This window comes from Mesorhizobium humile (genome assembly GCF_033977215.1).
In the GTDB taxonomy this organism is placed as follows: Bacteria; Pseudomonadota; Alphaproteobacteria; order Rhizobiales; family Rhizobiaceae; genus Mesorhizobium; species Mesorhizobium humile.
The window spans coordinates 158,155-175,615 of the sequence record NZ_JAVIIV010000006.1 but is presented as its reverse complement, the minus strand read 5'-3'; the positions used below and the strand labels follow the sequence as shown (position 1 = coordinate 175,615).

Sequence of the window (17,461 nt, the reverse complement as noted above, 5' to 3'; positions counted from 1 at the left end):
TCACACGGTGCCCGGCGCAATCTGACCTTCGTAGGCGGCTCTGACCAGGCTGCGCATCGAGGCGATGTCGAAGGGTCGCGGATTGTTCTTGATCAGCCGGTCGATGCCCAGCGCCTGCTCGGCCGTCCAGTCGATCTTGTCCTCGGCAAGCCCTAGTTCGGCCAGCGTCACGGTGATGCCGATGGCGCGGAAAAGGCGGGCAATCTCAGCGATGGTCGCGCGGGCCAGGCTCTGGGCATCATGGCCTTGGCCGGACAGGCCAAGGGCAATGCCGATCTCGCCAATCTCCGCCGCCGCGACGGGAAGATTGTAACGCATCACATAGGGAAGCATGGTGGCGACGCCGAGCCCATGCGGGGTGTGGGTCAGCGCGCCGACCGGATACTGCACGGCGTGGGCGGCAGCGGTTCCGGCGGTGCCGAAAGCGCAGCCCGCGGCGAGCGCGCCCATCATGACGTCGGCGCGGGCCGATTCATCTGAGCCGTCGCGGCAAGCGGTTTCCAGGCTGCGGCCCAGCAGCTTGATCGCCAAAAGCGCGAAATGATCCGTCAATGCGCTCTTGCCGATGAAAACGTGTTTCTGCGGCAGGTCGGCATCGGTGCCGCGTTTTGAAGCGGTGAACGCTTCGATGGCGTGGGTCAGGGCGTCGGCACCGGCGATGGCGGTCAGCGAAGGCGGGCACGTTGCGGTCAGGTCGGGGTCGCAAAGCGCCACAGCAGCGATCAGATGCGGGCTCGAGATGCCGACTTTGAGCGTCCGGTCCGGATCGGAGATCACTGCGACCGGGGTGACTTCCGAGCCCGTGCCGGCTGTCGTCGGCACGGCGATGACGGGGAGGGTGGGTCCAGGGACCTTGAACTCACCATAATAGTCCTGGAGCTGGCCGCCGTGGCTGAGAAGCAGCGCGGCGCATTTGGCCATGTCGAGGCAACTGCCGCCACCGATGCCGATGACCATGTCCGGCTTGAACGCCTTCGCCTCGGCGACGCAGGTCGCCACGCTGTCGCGCGGCACATCGGGCAAGGTCCTGTCATAAACCAGTGTCTCGACCGAGGCGGCTTTGAAGCCGGCGAGGATCTCGACGAATTCAGCCGTCTTTGACAGGCGCTCGTCCGTGCAGATGAAGGCGCGACCGCCGTGGCGTGCCGCGATCGCGGGCAGCGCATGGCGCTGGCCTTTGCCGAACAGGATTTCGCGCGGAAGGCGCGCGGCTGCAAACAAGGTCATGGATCACGATCTTTCAAACGAAACTGATTGGCCAAGCGCCGTGTTCGTCGCCGAACCCGGCTTGGCGAGTTTCATGCGTTCAGCTTTCTTGGCGGACCGGCAGCCAACCACGGCCGCGTCCATAAAGGGTTCTAGCCCATCCGATTATATCCTCTATAAAATCGTATAGGATATAGTATTGAATTGGCCGGAGCATCGTGTTAGGGCTTTCTCCTGTCAAGAGGCAAAACGATGCAAGACCACGGTCTGACCGTCGACAACGAGGCCCGCGCGAGCGGCCGCATCCAGCGGGCCAACAGCCTGGCTGGAGATGTCTATGAGGCGATCTTCGCGCAGTTGATGTCGCTGAGGATTCCCCCGGGATCGCGGATCACCGTCGACAATCTCGTCAGGGAGTTCAACGTCTCCCACACCCCCATCCGCGAAGCCCTCGGCCGGTTGGAAGGTGAGGGGCTGGTGTTGAAGACCCATTTGATCGGCTATCGCGCCGCTCCGCAGATCACCCGGCGCCGGTTCGACGAGCTCTATGAACTGCGCCTTCTGCTCGAGCCAGCCGCCGCGGCGAAGGCCGTGGCAACCCTGGACGAGGAGCGCCTTGCGGCCTTGCAAGAGGCGGCGGGCGTGATGGCCCGGCGGGTTGGGAAGGACGAGCGTCTGCGCTATTCGAACTTTGCGCGCCAGGACGCGATCTTCCACGACAAGATCATGGAGTTCGCCCAAAACGAGCTCATCCGCGAGACGCTGAACCACCAGCACACGCACTTCCACATCTTTCGCCTGATGTATCATTCGCGCGTCACCGAAGAGGCGTTGGACGAACACGAGGCGATCCTGGCTGCCTTCGCAGCGGGCGATGCGGGCGCCGCCGCGAAGGCCATGCGAGTGCATATCGAGAATTCGCGAGACCGGCTCCTGCCAGCCTTCGAGTAACCGCACCGATGTCCATTGCCGCTCGTATCGACGAAGAATGCGTTATTGCGCCGGCAGACGGCATGCTGGTCCCTCCCGCGGTGCTGCGTGCCCAAGGGCTGTCCAAGCAATACGGCGCGGCGATGGTCCTGTCGGATGTCACGCTCGATGTCCTGCCACGTCGTCAGGAAAGTCATCGACGGCGACGCCATGACGCCGGTCGAGACGCCTTATCCGCCGGCGATGATCAAGACCGCCATCTACATGACGGTTGCCAATCTGATCGGCCAGGCGCCGGTTCGCGGTCACGTCAAGCTCGACGCGCCGCTGATCACCCAGGCCAACGCCAGGGAGTATTACTTCCCCGATTCTCCGTTCCGAGGACCGCCGTCGCAATCCTTGGCGAGGCGCGCTCACGCCTCGCCATCTCAATCGAAGAGGAAAAATCATGCCAGCCAAGAAAATCCTGATGCTGACCGGTGAGTTCACAGAGGAATACGAAATCTTCGTCTATCAACAGGCCATGGAAGCGGTCGGCCACACGGTCCACGTCGTCTGCCCCGACAAGAATGCCGGCGACGTGATCAAAACCTCGCTGCACGACTTCGAAGGCGACCAGACCTACACCGAAAAGCTCGGCCACTACGCGCTGATCAACAAGACGTTCGCCGACGCCGAAAAGCAGCTCGATCAATACGACGCCGTCTATTGCGCCGGCGGCCGCGGCCCGGAATACATCCGCACCGACAAGCGGGTTCAGGCCATGGTGCGCCATTTCCACGAGACCAAAAAGCCGATCTTCACCATCTGCCACGGCGTGCAGATCCTGATCGCGGTCGACGGCGTGGTGCGCGGCAAGAAGGTCGGCGCGTTGGCGGCCTGCGAGCCGGAAGTGACGCTTGCCGGCGGTACTTACATCGATCTGTCGCCAACTGAGGCCTATGTCGACGGCACTATGGTTTCGGCGAAAGGCTGGACCGCTCTTGCCGCATTCATCCGCGAGTGCCTGAAGGTGCTCGGCACGGAAATCCGGCACAGCTAATGCATGTCGCGCAAAAGTGACCTCGGTTTTGCGGCAACGACATGCATCAAACAAAGGACCTAAAGCGCGTCGCCTGAATCCGTTTCTGCGCGACGCGCTTTAGACCAGCATCAGGCCGGCGCCCGTTGGCGCCGGCCTCGCTAGCTCGGCATATTCCTGGAGTTACGCCAGGCCTCATACTCCCCGCGGGCATCGTCATGCAGCGGATAGTAGCGCTGCAAAGGTGCGCCCTGCATCAGCTTCTCGCGGGAAAACTCCTCCCAGTCGTGATGCTTCTTCGCTTCCTCGATGACCTTGGCAGCCATTGCGACGGGAACCACCACCGCACCGTCATCGTCGGCGACAATGATGTCGCCGGGAATGACCGTGACACCGCCGCAAGCAATCGGAACGTTGACGGCATTGGGATAGATGCTGGTCTGCACATGATAGTTGGGCGTCCAGCCGCGCAGCCATAAAGGCAGATCGAGCTTCTCGACATTGGGTCGGTCGCGCATGCATCCGTCGATGACGATGCCCGCGCCGCCTCTACCCTTGAAATAGGTCGACATCATATCGCCGAAGACGCCCGACCTCATGTCGCCGCGAGCGTCGACCACGACCACGTCGCCTTCCTGTGCATGGTAAAGCACGTGCCGATGCAACTGCGTTTCCGGATCGGCATATTCTCCTTCGTTGAAGAGGTCCGGACGCTGCGGCAGGAATTGCAGCGTCAGCGCCGGCCCGACGATCGATTTGCCATGGTTTTGCGCCACCGGACCGACCATGTGCGGACTGCGGAAGCCCATGTGGCCGAGCGTGCCGGCAACCGTCGCGGCGCCGATCTCCCGCAGCGCGTCGATCAGGTCCCTGGGCGGCCGGGTTATGTCGGGGGTATGCGTCATGATGGACTCCGATTGGAATGGAACTACCAGTTGGTGACGGAACCGTCGCGGCGCCTGAGATGCGGCGCTTCCCAGAAACTGAAACTCTGCGCCTGGATCGCTGCCTCGTTGACCTCGACACCAAGCCCCGGCAAATCGCCGACCGGATAATCGGTGCCGTCGAGCCGCGGCTGCACGGGGAAAAAGTCGGAATTGTCGAAGCCCAGCTTCCTTTCGGGCGCCCTGGTTTCGAGCCAGGCGAAGTTGGGCACCGCCGCGCCGAGATGGATAGTCGCGGCCGTGCATACCGGACCAAGCGGATTGTGCGGCATCAAGTCGACATAATGCGCCTCGCTCCAGCCGGCGACTTTCATCGCTTCGGTGAGCCCGCCGACATTGCAGACATCGAGCCGATTGAACTGGTGGATGCCGCGCTCGATATAGGGCAGGAACTGCCACTTGCTGGCAAATTCCTCGCCGATGGCAAAGGGGATGTCCGTCATCCTGCGCAGGGATTCGTAGGCCTCCGGTGTCTCGTCCCGGATCGGCTCCTCGAGGAAATCAAGCACGCCGCGGTCGAGCTTGCTGCAGAAGCTCGCCGCTTCGGCCACCGACAGCCGATGATGATAGTCGATGCCGAGGACGACCTCGTCGCCAAGCGCCTCGCGCGCCTTGTTCAGCATGTTCGCCGTAGTACCAATCGACTCGCGCGGCTCGAAGATGTCCTTGCTGCTTTGCCCTGCGGGAAAGAAGCGGATCGCCTGCCATCCTTGCGAGCGAAGCTCACGAGCTCGTTCGATGGCCGCGTCGCCCTCGGCCTCGTCTCCGGTCGAGGCGAAGGTGGGAATGCGGTCGCGCTGCTTGCCGCCGAGCAGCTCATAGACCGGTACTCCCAGCGCCTTGCCCTTGATGTCATGCAGGGCGATGTCAATGGCGGAAATCGCCGCTTGCAGGACCCGCCCGCCTTCGAAGTACTGGCTGCGATAGAGCTCCTGCCAGATCCGGCCGATCTGCATGGCGTCGCGGCCGATGAGAAACTCGCGATAATGCTCGACCGCGCCTGCGACGGCCTTCTCGCGGCCGCTCAAGCCGCTCTCGCCCCAGCCCGAGATGTCGTGGTCGGTCTCGACCTTGACCAGCATCTGGTTGCGCGTTCCGACCCACACCGGGTAGGGCTTGATCGCAGTGATTTTAAGCTTCGCAGTCATTCCTACCCACGTTCCGCGCGCGTCCCATCTTTCAGTCGGCCCCGTATCCGTCACCCGGATCTCAGTCGGATTTGAGGGCCATTTCGGTTTCGCCATCGAACAGATGCACCCGCTCCTGGTCGAACTCGAGCCAGATCCGCTCATCAGGCGCGACGGCAACGCTCGGCGGCACGCTGACATTGACGATCGCGCCGGACAGGAATGCCTGCACGAAGGTGACGTCTCCGGTCGGTTCCACCGTATAGGCCTTGGCCGGGATGGCGCCCGGCACCGCGCTCTTGTGCAGCTTGATCGTCGAGTGGCGCGCACCGAGCACGATCTTCCTGGTGGTCGCGTTCTGGACCTTGCGGGCGTTGCGTTGCGACAGCTGGAGGGTCCAGCCTTCCGCGCTTGTGAGGACGGCGTCGCCGTTAGCCGCGGATGCCTCCAGCGGAATTAGGCTCATCGCCGGGCTGCCGACGAAGCTTGCCACGAACATGTTGACGGGATGCGCGAAAACCTGCGCCGGTGAATCATATTGCTGCAGATAGCCGCCATTCATCACCGCCATCCTGTCGGCCATGGTCACGGCCTCGAGCTGGTCGTGCGTCACATAAACGATCGTTGCCTTCAGGTCCTGATGGAACCGCTTGATCTCGGACCGCATCTGCACGCGCAGCTTTGCGTCGAGATTGGAGAGCGGCTCGTCCATTAAAAACACCGCCGGATCTCGAACGAGGGCGCGACCGAGCGCCACGCGCTGCTGTTGCCCGCCGGAAAGCTCGCGTGGCTTGCGCTCGAGCAGCTGGGTCATATCGAGCACCCGCGCCGCCTCCCTGACCTTCCTGTCGATCTCGTCCTTGGGCAACTTGCGCATCTGCAGCGGGAAGGCGAGGTTCATATAAACCGACTTCTGCGGATAGAGCGCGTAGTTCTGGAACACCATGGCAATGTCCCGGTCCTTGGGGTCGAGGTCATTGACCACCCGGTCGCCGATGAATATGTCGCCCGATGTGACAGAGGTCAGGCCCGCGACCAGATTGAGCGTGGTTGTCTTGCCGCAGCCTGAAGGACCGACGAGCGCAATGAACTCGCCGTCATTGACCGTCAGCGAGACGTTGTTGACGGCTTTGAAGCTGCCATAGGTCTTGACGAGATCTTTGAGGACCACATGGGCCATCGGCAGCTCCTAGTGCTTCACGGCGCCTTCCGTGAGGGCGCGCACAAAATATCGTTGCAGGAGGAGGAACAGCACCACGACGGGCACGCTCATCATGAAGCTGGCGGCCATCAGGCCCGGAAAATCGGTCGTGTTCTCCGAGAAGAAGCGCTGGATACCGACGGGCAGCGTCAACTGCTCGTTCTTGGAGAGGAAGGTATAGGCGTAGATGTATTCGTTCCACGCGCCGATGAAGGAATAGATCGCGGTCGCGATGATGCCCGGCGTCGAGAGCGGCATCACAATCAGGACGAAGGCTTGGAACCGCGTTGCGCCATCGATGCGCGCCGCCTGCTCGAGCTGCACGGGAATGTTGTCGTAAAATCCCTTGAGCAACCAGATCGCGAGCGGCAGGCCGAAGGTTAGGTAGGTGAGAACAAGCGAGCCGTGCGTGTTCACCAGTCCGATCGCGCGCATCAGGATGAAGAGCGGCACGAGAAAGATCACCGCCGGGAACATGTTGCGCAACAGGACGGCGAAGAACAGGAAGTTCCGGCCCGGGAAGGTGAAGCGCGAGAACGCATAGGCCGCAGGCACCGCAACGATGACCGAGAGGATGGTTGTGGCGGTCGAGACGATGAGACTGTTCCAGAAGAAGCGGAGGAAATCCTGGCCGACGCTGTTCTGCGGATCGAGCAGTTTCTGGTAGCTAGCGAGGGTAGGTTGGTCAGGCCACCATTGCGGCGGAAATTGCATTGCCGCGAAGCCCGACTTGATCGAGGTGAGCAGCATCCAGATCATCGGCAAGGCGGTGTAAAGCAGCATAAACACCAGGAAGGCGCGCCCGCCCCATCGCCATCCGTCGAAGCGCATGCGACGAACGGGCTGCGCTCGAAAGGCGGTCTCGGAAACCGTGCTCATGCGCCGCCATCCTTCCGCTCGTTGCCGCTGAGCGCGCGGACATAAAAGTAGCCAAGCGTCATCAGGATGATGAACAGAAGCACCGAATAGGCCGATGCCACGCCCCACCGCTGGCGGCCGAAGGCGAGCTCGTAGATATGGGTGATCCAGATATGCGACGCGTTCGACGGACCGCCGCCGGTCATGATCCAGGGGATGATGAAGGAGTTGAAATTGGCGACCGCGAGCAGCAGGATCGTCACCGTCGAGACATTGCGCAAATGCGGGAAGGTGACGTGCCAGAAGCGTTGCCACGCGTTGGCGCCGTCGACTTTGGCGGCGCGCAGCAACTGCTCGGGAACCGTCTGCAGACCGGCCGTCATCATGATCATGGCGAAGGGGAACTCGCGCCAGATGTTGACGACGATAAGCGAGGGCAGCACCGTTGAGACGCTGTCGATGAAATTCGGCGGCCGATCAGCCCACCCGAGCTCGACCAGGACCGCGCCGATGATCCCGAAATCCGAATGGTAGATCCACTTCCAGATATAGGATGCGGCGACCGCGCTTATGACCCAGGGAATGATCAGGATGGCGCGCAGGACGCCGCGGCCGAGAAAGTCGCGGTGGAGCGCCAGCGCGGCGGCAAACCCCAGGACAAATGAGATCAAGGTGGACCCTATCGTCCAGATCAGGGTGTTGAAGGTGACCTGCCAAAAGACCTCGCTGGTCAGGATCGCCGTGTAGTTGTTGAAACCGACGAAGATCTTGTCGCGCAGCTGCAGGCCGGGCGGCGTGTTGAAGAAGGACAGCTCGATCGTGTAGTAGATCGGATAGGCAATGACGACGAGCATCACGACGATCGCCGGCAGCACATAGGCGTAGTCGGCGCGATGCTGCCAGACCTGGCGCAGCATGCCGGATCCACCGGGTTGCAATCCTGGGCGAGCCTCGGCCTTCCCGGTCACGATCGTCACTGTGGCGTGCCCTTGTTTTCAGGAATGGGCCGGCTGCGCCCTGCGCGCGCAACCGGTCGGATCTCAGGTCAGGCCTGGGCTACAGTCCGCCGCCCATCAGGTCTTTCACCTTCTTGGCCGCGTCGTCCGCCGCCTGGTCGACGGTCATAGCGCCGGTCAGGGCATTCTGCAGCATGTCCGGGACGATGATATTCATGATCTCGGGCGACTGCGGCAGCGCCGGGAAGGGGATGCCGTATGGCAGCATCGAGGTCGTGACGTCGAGGAACTTGATGCTGTCCAGACGTTCCTTCATCCATTTGGTCTTGAAGCCGTTGAGGTTGCCGGGGTTCGAACCGGCATAGGCCATCTTCAGCGACCATTCGGGGCTCGTCCACATGCAGATGATGGCCTTTGCGGCCGGCTCGTCCACCTTGCCGCCCTCGACATATTCCGGCTTGAGGATGTGGATGTTCGAACCGCCGAACACGACGGCGCGCTTGCCGTCCGGGCCGGTCGGGATCAGGCCGTAGCGCATGTTGTCGATGACGGTCTGCGCCTTGTCCTTGTCGGTGCCCGTCGCCTTCTTCTGCAGGTCGAGCATGACGTTGTAGTCGGACGGGTGCGAGATCATCATGCCGAGCTGGCCAGCGAGGAACAGCGGCTGGTTGTCGGCCTGCTGGTTGGTGAGCGCCGAAACCGGAACCGATTTGTCGCGAACATACATGTCGTAGGAAGCCTGCAGCGCCGCCTTGCTCTGCGGGCTGTTGAGCTCGATGTCCTTGTAGGTGGGGTTCGCGGTGGCTTCGTCGAAGACGCCGCCGCCATAGGCCCACAGCTGCGGCATGAAGCGGTAGGGCGTGTTGCCGGCATTCTTGCGCGCCACGAGGCCGTAGCCTGCAATGCCGAGCTTGTCGTGGATCTGCTTGGAATATTTGACGACGTCGTCCCAGGTTGCCGGGGGCTTGTTCGGATCGAGGCCCGCACGCTTGAAGATGTCGGCGTTCCAGATGAAAGCCATCGTCTCGTTGTTGGTCGGAATGCCGTAGGTCACGCCGTCCCAGGTGACCGCCTTCATGGCGCCGGGCCAGAAATCCTCGGTCGAATAGCCGACGTCCTCGGGCTTGAGCGGCTGCAGATAGCCCTTCGAGGCGAACTCGGTTCCGCCCAGGATCTGCAGGCGGACCGCCATCGGCGCGGCATTGCCAAGGAGCGCGGTGCGGAACTTGTCGAGCAGGTCGTTGTAGGTGAGGGCCTGTTCCTCGAGCTGGATGTTCGGGTAGGTCTTGCGGAAGGTAGCGAAGAAATCCTTGTAGTACTGGCGCAGGAGGTCGGGGTCGCCCTCGAACACGCCCTGGTACCAGAATGTCAGTCGCCCCTTGTAGTCGAGCGGGGTGACCTTGGCGCAATCGCCCGCCGTGTCAAAATCCTGCGTGCCGGCAATCGAACGCACATATTCCGGCGACCACTTGCTCAGGTCGACCGGCGGCGCGGCAAGCGCCGAAGCGGACATCAACGATATCGTCAAAGCAGTGGAGACAGCGCCGCGCAAAACGGCACCGCCGACTGTGATCCTCCTCATAAGTCTCCTCCAGGTTCTCCCATGCCGCTCTGCGTCGAGGCAAGCGGTCCTTGGTCGTTCGATCGTCGGGATATTCCTCCGCCCTAATGTATCCCTTCGATCACTTTATACGTTTTCAGATCGCAGAATAGCTGTCAACGCAACAAATCGTACATTGTTTGTCGAAGATGTGCATGATATCGGTCAGATCGTGTATTGGACTAAGGGGGACGGCCTTGGCGGAAACGAGCGATTTCAAAGCAGAGCCACCCGAGGGGATTGACGCTCTCGGGGCATCAAGCGAGGGCGCCTCGCTTTACGAGCAGATAAGGGAAGACATCATCGAGGGACGGCTGGCTGCCAACGAGCGGCTCGTGGTCACCGATCTCGCCCGCCGTCACGGCACCTCGACCAACCCCGTGCGCGAGGCGCTTCAGCTGTTGCGCGGCGAGGGCTTCGTCACCTTCATTCCCAACCGGGGTGCGCGCGTCCGACCCATAGATCAGGATTTCGTGCGCGATATCTACGAGATCGGCGTTCTCATCGAGCCCGCCCTGACGCGCTGGTTTGTGGGAATGGCGACCGAGGAGGACATCGCCGAGCTCGAACGTCTCCAGGGCCTGATCGAAGAGAACAACTTCGCTGATCCGTTGAGGCACAGCGAGCTGGATACCGCTTTCCATACCGTGATGTACCAGCGGCACTACAACCGCCACGCCGCCGAGCTCTGGTGGAAGCATCGCGAGGTGCTGCGGGCAGTCAGCCGGCGTTTCAATTTCACGCTTGCCCGTCGCGCCGCGATCATCCGCGAGCACCGCGAACTCATCGCGCTCGTGAAATCGGGAGAGGCCGACAAGGCGGCCGAGCTCATTGCTCGCCATGTCGAGGGTTCCGGCCGACATGTCTTGGAACATATGCGCGCGCGCAGCGCCGCCCGGGCGGGGTAGCGCATCCGCAACATCGTCAGCCTGGCCATTTCAGAGAGGATAGTTCAGATGAAAATCACGAGCATTCGGCCATGGCTGATCAAGTCCGATGCGTCTTATTGGGGCGAGTATCTGTTCGTCGAGGTGACGACCGACGAGGGAGTGAGCGGCTGGGGCGAGATCACCACCACGACGAAGCTCGCCAACCGCGCGCTGTGCACGATCCTGCGCCAGATCGGGCTAGCCGTCGCAGGCGAGGATCCGGCGCGCATCGAGCATCTGTGGCACAAGATCTTCCGCAGCTTCACCTATATGGGCAGTCGCGGCGCCGCGGTCGAATGCGTCAGCGCCATCGACATTGCGCTTTGGGACATCCGCGGCAAAGTCCTCGGCAAGCCGATCTACGAGTTGCTGGGCGGCCCGGTACGCGATGAGATCGCTCTTTACACCCATCCCAACCAGGCCAAGTTCACCGGCAAGGAGGCCGTGGTCCGCGAAATCCAGGACATCGTCGAGTCAGGGCACACCGGGCTCAAATTCGATCCGTTTCCCCACCAAGGCCCCAGCGTCGACGGCGTGGCCCGCGAAAGGCGCGACGGCTACCTCGACGGCGGCATGACCCGCAAGGACGAGCGCGAAGCCGCCGAGCTCACGGCCCTGATCCGCGAGACGGCAGGGCCCGATGTCGACATTCTCATCGACGCGCATGGCCGCTTCGATGTTCCGACCGCCATCCGCCTCTGCCGCAGCCTCGAAGAGGCGGGCCAGATCGACTGGTTCGAGGAGCCGTGCCCGCCCGAAAGCCTCAATGCCCTCAAGCAGGTGCGCGACAAGGTCAGCGCCCCCATCTCCTGGGGCGAGCGCGGCCACACCAAGTGGGATTTCGTGCCGGTGCTCGAGGGCAAGCTCGCCGACTACATCATGCCGGACGTCACCTGGACCGGCGGCATCACCGAGCTCAAGAAGATTTCCGCCCTGTGCGAAGCCTACTACGTGCCGGTCTCGCCGCATGACGCCGCCGGACCGATCAACGTGGTCGCGGGGGCGCAGGTGATGATGACGGTTCCCAATTTCTACAAGCTCGAAACCTCGGAGTGGGACCTCTCCAAATACGATCACCTCATCGACAAACCGCTCGATGTTTCGAACGGCAACCTCAAGCTGACATCGAAGCCTGGCCTCGGCGTCGAGATGAACCGTGACTATTTGCAGGCCCACGAGATCGAGCTGGGCTAGCGGCGTTCCAAGTCGGCAAGGGCGGGGCATAAACCCTATCGACCAGAACGAGGATAAGTCATGCCAAAGACCGGCGGAGCCGATGAGGCCCTCAATCGGGTGAACACGAATTCCAATCCGTCCGAGCTGCGCATCACCGACATGCGGGTGGCCGAGATCGTCGGCGCGCCATTCACCTCGGCGCTTCTCAAAATCTACACCAACCAGGGCATCGTCGGGCTTGGCGAGGTGCGCGATGGCGCCAGCGCCACCTTTGCGCTGATGCTGAAGAGCCGGCTGCTCGGTGAGAACCCATGCGACATCGACCGTCTGTTTCGCCGCATCAAACAGTTCGGCGGCCATGGGCGGCAGGGCGGCGGCGTGTCAGCGGTCGAGATCGCGCTCTGGGATCTCGCCGGCAAGGCCTATGGCGTGCCGATCTACCAGATGCTCGGCGGCAAGTTTCGCGATCACGTGCGCGTCTATTGCGACACCGACGCCGAGAAGCCGAGCGGCACCGAGACCGGCAAGCGCCTCAAGGCGCGCATGGAGCGCGGCTTCACCTTCCTCAAAATGGACCTCGGCTTGATGCAGATCGCCCATGTCCCGGGCGCGGTTGTCGCGCCCGCCGGCGTGCTCGAAGAGCTTCGCGGCAATCCGCGCGGCCGCGGCGGCTCGTTGGAGGAACGCAAGGCCCGCAATCTCGCCTACGATGCGCAGAATGTGCAGCATCCGTTCACGGGCCTGCATTTCACCGAAAAGGGCATCGACCTGCTCGAGCAGTATATCCACGAGGTTCGCGAGGTCATCGGCTACGAGATCCCTTTAGCCATTGACCATGTCGGCCACATCTCGCTGCAGGACGGGATCCGCCTGTCGCGCCGCATCGAAAAATATGTCCCCGCATGGCTCGAGGACGTCATTCCCTGGCAGTACACCGCGCAATACCGGCAGCTGCAGCAGGCGACCTCGGTGCCGATCTGCACCGGCGAGGATATCTATCTCAAGGAGGGCTTCGAGCCGCTGCTTGCGAGCGGTGGCCTCTCCATTATCCACCCGGACCTGCTCACCAGCGGCGGCATCCTCGAGACCAAGAAGATCGGCGACATGGCGCAGGACCACGGCGTCGCCATGGCCATCCACATGGCCGAAAGTCCGATCGCCGCGATGGCTGCGGCCCATGTCGCGACCGCGACCGAGAACTTCATGGCGCTCGAATACCATTCCGTCGATGTCGACTGGTGGGACGATATCGTCACCGGCCTTCCCAAGCCGCTCGTCAAGGACGGCTTCATCACCGTTCCGGACAAGCCGGGCCTGGGGATCGACGACGTCGTCGACGAGGTGATCAGCCAGCATCTGCAGCCCGGTGTCACGGGGATATGGCAATCCACCGAGCATTGGGACAATGAATATAGCTGGGACCGGACCTGGAGTTAGCCCGGCCCCCTGCCTCATTCCCCAAGATTTAGAGGGCCAACGACCGACCATTGGTATCGACCTCTCCCAAGGGAGAGGCGAAGAAAGAAACGGACGAAACCATGATCTACGAGCTGCGTATTTATGACTGCCTGCCGGGCAGGCTGCCGGCTTTGCTCAAGCGCTTTTCCGAACAAACGCTGGCCATCTGGGAGAGGCATGGCATCCGCCAGGCCGGGTTTTTCACCACGGCGATCGGCGAAAACAGCAATCGCCTCACCTATTTCCTCGCCTGGGAATCGATGGCCGAGCGTGAGGCGAAATGGGCGGCTTTCGTCGCCGATCCGGCATGGCACAGGGCCGTGGACGAGTCTCAGCGCGACGGGCAGATCATCGCCAATATCAGCAGCCAGCTGCTCACGCCGACAGCTTTCTCGTCTGTGAAATAGGACTGCGCCATGAAGATCACCGACCTGCGCTGCGCTGTCATCGGCAAGCACCCGATCGTCCGCGTCGTGACCGACGAGGGGCTCTATGGGCTGGGCGAAGTCGAATACACAAAGACCTACCTGAAACCCTTCGTGCTGCACTTCCGCGAGGCGCTGATCGGCGAGGACCCGACCGATGTCGAGCGGGTAATGCTGAAGATCCGCCAGCGCGGCTCGTTCAAGCCCTATGGCGCGGCGGTGAGCGCTATCGAGCACGCGCTGTGGGACATTGCCGGCAAGGCCGCGGGCGTGCCCGTCTACAAACTGCTTGGCGGCAAGGTGCGCGACAAGGTGCGCGTCTACAACGGCTCGATCCGCCGCAAGCGCACGGGCGACCGGCCGGAGGATTATGCCGCCGACGTCAAATGGATGATGGAGCAGCCGCAGAACTTCTTCATGGTCAAGCAGGGCATCTCGTTCCACTCCAACATGAAGGACAGCGTCGATGGCTTCCATTACGGCGTGACGCAGAAGAAGGCCGGCTATCACGGCGCCATGGACCAAGGCGTGATCAGCGAGCGCGGTTTCAACCACATGCTCGACTGCGTGATCGCGATGAAGGAGGTGCTGGGCGACAAGGTCAGCCTGGCGCTCGACTGCGGCCCGGGCTGGATGCTGCCCGATGCGATCAAATTCGCCCGCGCCGTCGAAAAGTACAATTTGATGTGGCTCGAGGATATGCTGACCGGCGACTATGTGCCGTGGGTCAATCCGCAGGCCTATCGCGAGCTCACCACCTCCACCTCGACGCCGATCCATACCGGCGAGCAGATCTACCTGCGGCATAATTTCAAGGAGCTGATCGAGACGCAGGCGGTGCGCGTCATCGGCCCCGATCCGGCCGATATTGGTGGCATCGCTGAGCTCAAATGGGTCGCCGAGCACGCCTATATGCATTCGATCCTGATGGCGCCGCACGGCACGGCGAACGGCCTGCTCGGCCTCGGCGCGCTGATCAACGTCTGCGCCACCTTGCCGGCCAACTACATCGCGTTCGAATATCCGAGCGCCTCCGACCCTTGGTGGGAGGATCTGGTCATCGGTCTGCCGAAGCAGATCGTGAAGGACAGCATGGTGGACCTCTTGGAAGCGCCGGGGCTCGGTCTCGATATCGACGCCGAAGCCGCCCGGAAGTATCTCAAGGAAGAGGACGCGGGCTTCTTCGACTGAGCCCCGCTTGCTTCGCCAGCCTACGCCAACGCTTCACTGTCGCGGCTCGATCGGGCGACGTCGACTGCGATGTTTCCCGCAAGCGGACATTTTCATTGCGACTGGTGGCGATTGAGATAGCGCTCCAGCAGACGCACTAAGGTGATCAGTAGAAGATTGATCGCCAGGTAGAACACTCCGGCGATGGCAAATATCTCGAACACTGCGAAGGTCTGGCTCATCAACCGCTTCGCGTAGCCAGTGACTTCCAGGACCGTAATTGTGGAAGCAAGGCTGGTGCCCTTCAGCGTCAGGACCAGTTCGTTGCCATAAGCAGGCAACGCCTGGCGGATCGCGAGGGGAAACTCGATGCGGCGGAAGCGCAAGGCGCGCGACATGCCGCAGGCCTGCGCTGCCTCGACCAGACCCGTCGGCACCGACAGCAAGCCGCCGCGCAGGATCTCCGACGTGTAGGCGGCCGTGTTGAGTGCCAGCGCCAGCACCGCGCAGCGCGCGCCGTCGCTGACCACCCACCACAGTGCCGCGTTGTCCTTGACGAAGGAGAGTTGGCCGAGGCCATAATAGAACAGGAAGATCTGCACCAGCAGCGGCGTGCCGCGAAAGACCGTGCTGTAGCCTTTGGCAAAACCGGAAACGAGCCTGTTCGACGACAGGCGCATCATGGCGAGCCCCAGGCCGAGGTTGAAGCCGATCAGCACCGACAGGACGGTGAGGATCGCGGTGACCTTCAGCCCTTTCAACAGCACCGGAACCGCCTGCTGGATGAGTTCGAGGTCCATCGGATCACTTCCTTGCGCGAAGCCTGAGCATGCGTTCGGCCTGGTCGACGCCGGCCTGGCTAATCAGTGTGATCGCGAGATACACCACCGCCGCGATGAGATAAAAGATGAAGGGATGGCGGGTTGTGTTGGAGCCGATGAAGGCCGTTCGCATCAACTCTTGAAGGCCGACCACCGAGACGAGGGCTGTGTCCTTGATGGTGACCTGCCAGACATTGTTCATCCCTGGGATTGCGATGCGCAGCATCTGCGGCAGGATGATACGGCGAAAGATGCGGACGCCGGGGATGCCCAGCGCCCGGGCCGCCTCGATCTGACCTTGCGGGATGGCGGCGAGCGCGCCGCGCACCACTTCGGTGGAATAGGCCCCCGAGATCGAGCCGATGGCGATGACCGCGATGACGAAAGCATAGCCGCTGTCGGCAAGGCCGGCATAGCCGAAGGCCGTCGCCACCCGCGTCACAAACTCGACCGAACCGAAGAACAGCAGGTAGATGATGAGCAATTCGGGTACACCGCGAACCAGCGCCGTGTAGCCGTCCACGACATACGTCAGCGGACGCACGCGCCCCCATTTGATCAGGCCGCAGATCACGCCGACGACGAAGCCACCCACCATGGCGGCAATAGCCACGGCAATGGTGATTGCCGCGCCGCGCATGATGGCGCTGACCCAGCCACCTTCCCACACCTGCCAAAGACCAAATTCCATTGCGTGGCCCAAGCGTTCCGATGCCAATTTCGCCCGGACGGCGACATTGCCGCCTCCGGACCTAGTCGAGGCGACCGTCCTCGCTTCGCGGACGGTCGCCTCGGGGTGCTTATTTGCAGGGGCGAGAAATGTCGGACTTGAACCACTTCTCGCTCGCCTTGCCGACCGAACCATCGGCAATCAGCTCGCACAGCGCCTTGTCGATGTCGGCTTTCAGCGCGGTGTTGTCCTGCGCGATACCAACACCGATGCCTTCACCCAGCGACGGATCGAAGCTGCTCTTGATCTTCACGTCGACGAACTGGAAGTTCTTGCCATCCGGCTTGTCGAGGAAGTCCTGCAGCGCCGAAGCGTCGGCGAAGGCAGCGTCGATGCGGCCGGACGCGAGGTCGATCTGCATCTGGTCGAGGGTGTCGTAGGTCCTGAGATCGGCATTGGGCGCGCGCTTCTCGAGGAAATGCGCATGGGTGGTGCCGGCTTGCACGCCAACCTTCTTGCCGTCGAGCGACTTGAGCAGCGTGTCGATGTCCTTGATGCCGGCGAGGTCGGAACCCTTCGGCGCCACGAACATGTTGGCGAGCTCAGCGTAACCGACGCTGAAGTTGATTTCCTTCTTGCGCTCGGCGGTGATCGACATGCCCGAGATGATGACGTCGAAGCGCTTTGCCTTCAGCGCCGGGATCAGGCCGTCGAAGGCCTGCACGACGAAGTGGCACTTCTTGTTGAGCTTGGCGCACAACAAGGCGCCGACATCGGCATCGAAGCCCGTGACGTTGCCGGAGGCATCGGCCATGCTCCAAGGCGGATAGGCGCCCTCGGTGCCGATCGCGAGTTCGTCTCCGGCGTAAGAGCTGCTCATTCCCACCGCGAGGAAGGCGAGCAGTGACAAGATTTTCAGTTTCATTGAGTTCCCCATGGTTGGCGTTTGTGGGTGTGCATCGGGCTTAC

Annotated in this window: 17 protein-coding genes and 1 pseudogene; 8 read left to right on the top strand and 10 right to left on the bottom strand. The window is 62.2% G+C overall.

The window, feature by feature from the left end; translation table 11 throughout:
- Complete coding sequence (locus RFM52_RS12205) at positions 1-1,227, bottom strand: iron-containing alcohol dehydrogenase (protein WP_320293704.1); 1,227 nt, start codon at positions 1,225-1,227, stop codon at positions 1-3.
- Positions 1,228-1,458: 231 nt separating this feature from the next.
- Here RFM52_RS12205 and RFM52_RS12200 point away from each other — a divergent pair, with 231 nt between their 5' ends.
- The 3 genes and pseudogenes from RFM52_RS12200 to RFM52_RS12190 all read left to right on the top strand — a co-directional run bounded on the left by RFM52_RS12200 (position 1,459) and on the right by RFM52_RS12190 (position 3,178).
- Entirely contained in the window at positions 1,459-2,157 is a 699-nt protein-coding gene (locus RFM52_RS12200) for a GntR family transcriptional regulator (protein WP_320293705.1), read from the top strand.
- A 159-nt stretch (positions 2,158-2,316) separates the two neighbouring features.
- A pseudogene (locus RFM52_RS12195) lies at positions 2,317-2,514 on the top strand (ABC transporter substrate-binding protein); the annotation flags it as partial.
- A 70-nt stretch (positions 2,515-2,584) separates the two neighbouring features.
- Positions 2,585-3,178: a DJ-1/PfpI family protein gene (locus RFM52_RS12190; protein WP_320293706.1), complete on the top strand. Its 594-nt coding sequence runs from the start codon at positions 2,585-2,587 to the stop codon at positions 3,176-3,178.
- Positions 3,179-3,318: 140 nt separating this feature from the next.
- Here RFM52_RS12190 and RFM52_RS12185 read toward each other — a convergent pair whose 3' ends face one another.
- The 6 genes from RFM52_RS12185 to RFM52_RS12160 all read right to left on the bottom strand — a co-directional run bounded on the left by RFM52_RS12185 (position 3,319) and on the right by RFM52_RS12160 (position 9,825).
- A complete protein-coding gene (locus RFM52_RS12185) occupies positions 3,319-4,062 on the bottom strand; it encodes a ribonuclease activity regulator RraA (protein WP_320293707.1) in 744 nt (247 codons plus the stop codon).
- Between the two features lie 23 nt (positions 4,063-4,085).
- A complete protein-coding gene (locus RFM52_RS12180) occupies positions 4,086-5,249 on the bottom strand; it encodes a mandelate racemase/muconate lactonizing enzyme family protein (protein ID WP_320293708.1) in 1,164 nt (387 codons plus the stop codon).
- 61 nt (positions 5,250-5,310) lie between these two features.
- Entirely contained in the window at positions 5,311-6,408 is a 1,098-nt protein-coding gene (locus RFM52_RS12175) for an ABC transporter ATP-binding protein (RefSeq protein WP_320293709.1), read from the bottom strand.
- 9 nt (positions 6,409-6,417) lie between these two features.
- Positions 6,418-7,308, bottom strand: coding sequence for a carbohydrate ABC transporter permease (locus RFM52_RS12170; RefSeq protein WP_320293710.1), 891 nt, complete (start codon positions 7,306-7,308; stop codon positions 6,418-6,420).
- Positions 7,305-8,264, bottom strand: coding sequence for a carbohydrate ABC transporter permease (locus tag RFM52_RS12165; protein ID WP_320293711.1), 960 nt, complete (start codon positions 8,262-8,264; stop codon positions 7,305-7,307). The genes RFM52_RS12170 and RFM52_RS12165 overlap by 4 nt, the downstream gene beginning before the upstream one ends.
- A gap of 79 nt (positions 8,265-8,343) precedes the next feature.
- On the bottom strand, positions 8,344-9,825 hold the full coding sequence (locus RFM52_RS12160; RefSeq protein ID WP_292316210.1) for an ABC transporter substrate-binding protein: 1,482 nt from the start codon (positions 9,823-9,825) through the stop codon (positions 8,344-8,346).
- Positions 9,826-10,040: 215 nt separating this feature from the next.
- On the opposite strand from RFM52_RS12160, the gene RFM52_RS12155 reads away from it, so the two are divergent.
- The 5 genes from RFM52_RS12155 to RFM52_RS12135 all read left to right on the top strand — a co-directional run bounded on the left by RFM52_RS12155 (position 10,041) and on the right by RFM52_RS12135 (position 15,022).
- On the top strand, positions 10,041-10,751 hold the full coding sequence (locus RFM52_RS12155; RefSeq protein ID WP_320293712.1) for a GntR family transcriptional regulator: 711 nt from the start codon (positions 10,041-10,043) through the stop codon (positions 10,749-10,751).
- Positions 10,752-10,799: 48 nt separating this feature from the next.
- Positions 10,800-11,966, top strand: a complete 1,167-nt coding sequence (locus RFM52_RS12150; protein ID WP_320293713.1) for a mandelate racemase/muconate lactonizing enzyme family protein — start codon at positions 10,800-10,802, stop codon at positions 11,964-11,966.
- Between the two features lie 60 nt (positions 11,967-12,026).
- The gene (locus RFM52_RS12145; RefSeq protein ID WP_320293714.1) at positions 12,027-13,385 is read left to right on the top strand and encodes a mandelate racemase/muconate lactonizing enzyme family protein; all 1,359 of its coding nucleotides are present in this window, start codon (positions 12,027-12,029) and stop codon (positions 13,383-13,385) included.
- Between the two features lie 101 nt (positions 13,386-13,486).
- A complete protein-coding gene (locus RFM52_RS12140) occupies positions 13,487-13,813 on the top strand; it encodes an NIPSNAP family protein (RefSeq protein ID WP_320293715.1) in 327 nt (108 codons plus the stop codon).
- 9 nt (positions 13,814-13,822) lie between these two features.
- Positions 13,823-15,022 carry a mandelate racemase/muconate lactonizing enzyme family protein gene (locus RFM52_RS12135; RefSeq protein WP_320293716.1) on the top strand — a complete coding sequence of 400 codons (1,200 nt, stop codon included), beginning with the start codon at positions 13,823-13,825 and terminating at the stop codon, positions 15,020-15,022.
- Positions 15,023-15,114: 92 nt separating this feature from the next.
- Here RFM52_RS12135 and RFM52_RS12130 read toward each other — a convergent pair whose 3' ends face one another.
- The 3 genes from RFM52_RS12130 to RFM52_RS12120 form a co-directional block, all read right to left on the bottom strand.
- Positions 15,115-15,801: an ABC transporter permease gene (locus RFM52_RS12130; RefSeq protein WP_320293717.1), complete on the bottom strand. Its 687-nt coding sequence runs from the start codon at positions 15,799-15,801 to the stop codon at positions 15,115-15,117.
- 4 nt (positions 15,802-15,805) lie between these two features.
- Positions 15,806-16,513, bottom strand: a complete 708-nt coding sequence (locus tag RFM52_RS12125; RefSeq protein ID WP_320293718.1) for an ABC transporter permease — start codon at positions 16,511-16,513, stop codon at positions 15,806-15,808.
- A gap of 109 nt (positions 16,514-16,622) precedes the next feature.
- Positions 16,623-17,417 carry a transporter substrate-binding domain-containing protein gene (locus tag RFM52_RS12120; protein WP_320293719.1) on the bottom strand — a complete coding sequence of 265 codons (795 nt, stop codon included), beginning with the start codon at positions 17,415-17,417 and terminating at the stop codon, positions 16,623-16,625.
- Positions 17,418-17,461: the final 44 nt, after the last annotated feature.